Raw genomic sequence first — 3672 nt, forward strand, 5'->3', positions numbered from 1 at the left:
CCCGACAGTGAACGGATCGCCCAGCTCCGCCTGTCGTACCAGGACGAACTGGCCCGTGGCACGGGCCGCTTCTTCCTGCCCCCTGCGGGGCGCCCCGAGGATGCCGCGCAGCGGCATTTAAGGGGCGCGGGGAACTGCGCGACCAGCCCACCACGGTCCGCAGACAAACGGGGGCTTCCGGGGCGTAGCCCCCGGGAAAACACCGCCGCCCCCACCCACCCCCGGAGGGTTAAGGGAAGGGGCGGGGTGGGGGCAAACACCCGTTACGACGACGCCGCGTCCGCCTCCTGGGCCCGGAGCGCTCGCTCCACGCCCGCCCGGGACTCCGAGATCAGACGGCGCAGGGCCGCGTTCGGGGCCGCCGAGGCCAGCCACGCGTCCGTCGTGTCCAGGGTCGCCTGGGAGACCTGGAGCGCCGGGTACAGACCCGTCGCGATCTGCTGCGCGATCTCGTGCGAGCGCGACTCCCACACACCCTTGACCGCCGCGAAGAACTTCTCCGTGTACGGCGCGAGCAGCTCGCGCTGGTCGGTCTGGACGAAGCCGCCGATCACCGCCTCCTGCACGGCATTGGGCAGCGAGTCACCCTCGACGACCTGCGCCCACGCCTCGGCCTTCGCCTCGGCCGTGGGACGCGCGGCGCGCGCGGTGGCCGCGTGGCGCTCACCCGCCGCCGTACGGTCGCGCTCCAGCTCGGCCGCGATGGCCTTCTCGTCCGCCCGCCCGGTGGCGGCGAGCCGCTCGACCAGGGCCCAGCGCAGCTCGGTGTCGACGGCCAGGCCGTCCACCGTCTCGGTGCCGTCGAGCAGCCCCTGCAGCAGGTCGAGCTGATCGGCCGTACGGGCCGTGGCAGCGAACGCCCGCGCCCACGCCAGCTGGTGGTCGCTGCCGGGCGCGGACGCCCGCAGCTGCTCCAGGGTCGCCTCGGTCCACCGCGCCAGACCCGTCTCGCGCCACTCGGGCGCCGCGTACAGCTCCAGGGCCAGCTTGACCTGGCGGTGCAGCGACTGCACCACGCCGATGTCCGACTCCTTGGCGATGCCGGACAGGACCAGCGCCAGGTAGTCGCGGGTCGCCAGCTCGCCGTCACGGGTCATGTCCCAGGCGGAAGCCCAGCACAGCGCGCGCGGCAGCGACTCGGCGAAGTCACCCAGGTGCGCGGTGACGACCTTCAGGGACTCCTCGTCCAGGCGCACCTTCGCGTACGAGAGGTCGTCGTCGTTGAGCAGGACGACGGCCGGGCGGCGGGTGCCCGCCGGGAGCTCCACGGCGGTGCGCGCCCCGTCCACGTCCAGCTCGAGGCGGTCGGTGCGCACCAGCTTGCCCGTCTCGTTCAGCTCGTAGAAGCCGATCGCGATGCGGTGCGGGCGCAGGGTCGGCTCGCCCTGGGCGCCGGCGGGCAGCGCCGGGGCCTCCTGCAGGACGGTGAAGGAGGTGATGTGGCCCTCGCCGTCGACCTCGATCTCCGGGCGCAGGATGTTGATGCCCGCCGTCTCCAGCCACGCCTTCGACCAGGTCTTCAGGTCACGCCCGGAGGTCTGCTCCAGCGCGCCCAGCAGGTCGGACAGGCGCGTGTTGCCGAACGCGTGCGCCTTGAAGTACGCCTGCACGCCCTGGAAGAACTCGTCCATGCCGACGTAGGCGACGAGCTGCTTGAGGACGGAGGCGCCCTTGGCGTACGTGATGCCGTCGAAGTTGACGAGCACGTCGTCGAGGTCGCGGATGTCCGCCATGATCGGGTGCGTGGACGGCAGCTGGTCCTGCCGGTACGCCCAGGTCTTCATGGAGTTGGCGAACGTGGTCCAGGCGTGCGGCCACTTCGAGCCCGGCGCGTACGCCTGGCAGGCGATCGAGGTGTAGGTGGCGAACGACTCGTTCAGCCACAGGTCGTTCCACCACTCCATGGTGACGAGGTCGCCGAACCACATGTGGGCGAGCTCGTGCAGGATGGTCTCGGCGCGCGTCTCGTACGCGGCGTCGGTCACCTTGGACCGGAACACGTACTGGTCGCGGATCGTCACCGCGCCCGCGTTCTCCATCGCGCCCGCGTTGAACTCCGGCACGAAGAGCTGGTCGTACTTGGCGAACGGGTAGTCGTAGTCGAACTTCTCCTGGAACCAGTCGAAGCCCTGCCGGGTCACGTCGAAGATCTCGTCCGCGTCGAGGAACTCGGCGAGCGAGGGACGGCAGTAGATGCCCAGCGGCACCGACTGGCCGTCCTTCTCGTACGAGGAGTGCACCGAGTGGTACGGACCGACGATCAGCGCCGTGATGTACGACGAGATCCGCGGGGTCGGCTCGAACCGCCACACGTTGTCGACCGGCCGCTCGGGGGTCGGCGAGTTCGAGACGACCGTCCAGCCCTCGGGAGCCTTCACGGTGAACTGGAAGGTCGCCTTCAGGTCGGGCTGCTCGAAGGAGGCGAAGACGCGGCGGGCGTCCGGGACCTCGAACTGGGTGTAGAGGTACGCCTGGTCGTCGACCGGGTCGACGAAGCGGTGCAGGCCCTCGCCGGTGTTGGTGTACGCGCAGTCCGCGACGACCCTCAGCTCGTTCGGGCCCGCCTCCAGACCGGCGAGCGCGATCCGCGAGTCGGCGAACACGGTGGCCGGGTCGAGCGCGCTCCCGTTCAGGACGACCTCGTGCACGGCCGGCGCGACGAGGTCGATGAAGGTCTCGGCGCCCGCCTCGGCCGAGTCGAAGCGCACCGTGGTGACGGACCGGTACGTCCCGCCCTCCTGCGCGCCGCTCAGATCGAGCTCGATCGCGTACGAGTCGACGCTCAGCAGCTTCGCGCGCTGCTGGGCCTCTTCACGGGTCAGATTCGTACCAGGCACCCGGCCATCTCCTTCAGAACTACAGATGGATCCATCAGATCGTGACGGTTCCGGCCATCCTTGCACGAGAGGTCCCCGGGCCGTACAGGGCTTTCCCCCCGCCGGCGGGGGGAAGCGCCACGTCCGAATTCCGCCGGTACGGGGCGCCGTGCGGCGGGAGGCTCGGTCCATGACGACCTACACCGCACGGCCCATCGGGCCGGAAGCGCTCAAGCAGCTCCGGGACACCGACGACGCGGGGCAGCCCTGCCGCCCCTTCACCGACGACGAGGGCGGCGCGCCCCTGCGCTGCTGTCTGCGCCTGAGCGAGCCCGGCGAGCGCATCGCGCTGGTCTCGTACGCCCCGCTGCGCCGCTGGGCGGCCCAGACGTGGGCGAAGCCGGGGGCGTACGACGAGCAGGGGCCGGTGTTCATCTGCGCGGCGTGCGACGGGCCGGGCCCTGGGGACGACTACCCCTTCGCCCACGCGGGCGCGCTGCGCACGGTCCGCCGCTACGACGCGGAGGGCCGCATCGTGGGCGGCCGCCTCCTGGAGATCCCCGAGGACACCACGGCGGGGTACGAGGCGGCCTTCGCGGAGGCGTTCGCGGACCCGGAGGTGGCGCTGGTCCACGTCAGGGCGCTGGAGTATGGCTGCTTCCACTTCGAGGTGCGCCGCCCCTGACCCGGCGCGCCACGGGGTGAGGTGTGTTGCCCCCACCCCACCCCTTACCTAAAGCCCTCTGGCGGGCGGCCGGGGGCTTCGCCCCTGGGGCCCCGGTTCGTCTGCGGACCGTGCCGGGTCGCGCAGTTCCCCGCGCCCCTACAGGGGCGCCCCTGTAGGGGCGCGGGGAAC

At 71.6% G+C, this 3672-nt stretch carries 2 protein-coding genes; one reads left to right on the top strand and one right to left on the bottom strand.

Annotated features, from left to right (window positions below; genetic code table 11):
• Positions 1 to 263: 263 nt before the first annotated feature.
• Positions 264 to 2837 (bottom strand): aminopeptidase N, encoded by a 2574-nt coding sequence (pepN, locus tag AB0G17_RS37285; protein WP_361392723.1) that lies wholly within the window; start codon positions 2835 to 2837, stop codon positions 264 to 266.
• Positions 2838 to 3006: 169 nt separating this feature from the next.
• Here pepN and AB0G17_RS37290 point away from each other — a divergent pair, with 169 nt between their 5' ends.
• On the top strand, positions 3007 to 3501 hold the full coding sequence (locus AB0G17_RS37290) for a DUF1203 domain-containing protein (protein ID WP_361392726.1): 495 nt from the start codon (positions 3007 to 3009) through the stop codon (positions 3499 to 3501).
• The last annotated feature ends 171 nt before the right edge of the window (positions 3502 to 3672 follow it).

Source organism: Streptomyces sp. NPDC023838 (genome assembly GCF_040639555.1).
GTDB lineage: Bacteria > Actinomycetota > Actinomycetes > Streptomycetales > Streptomycetaceae > Streptomyces.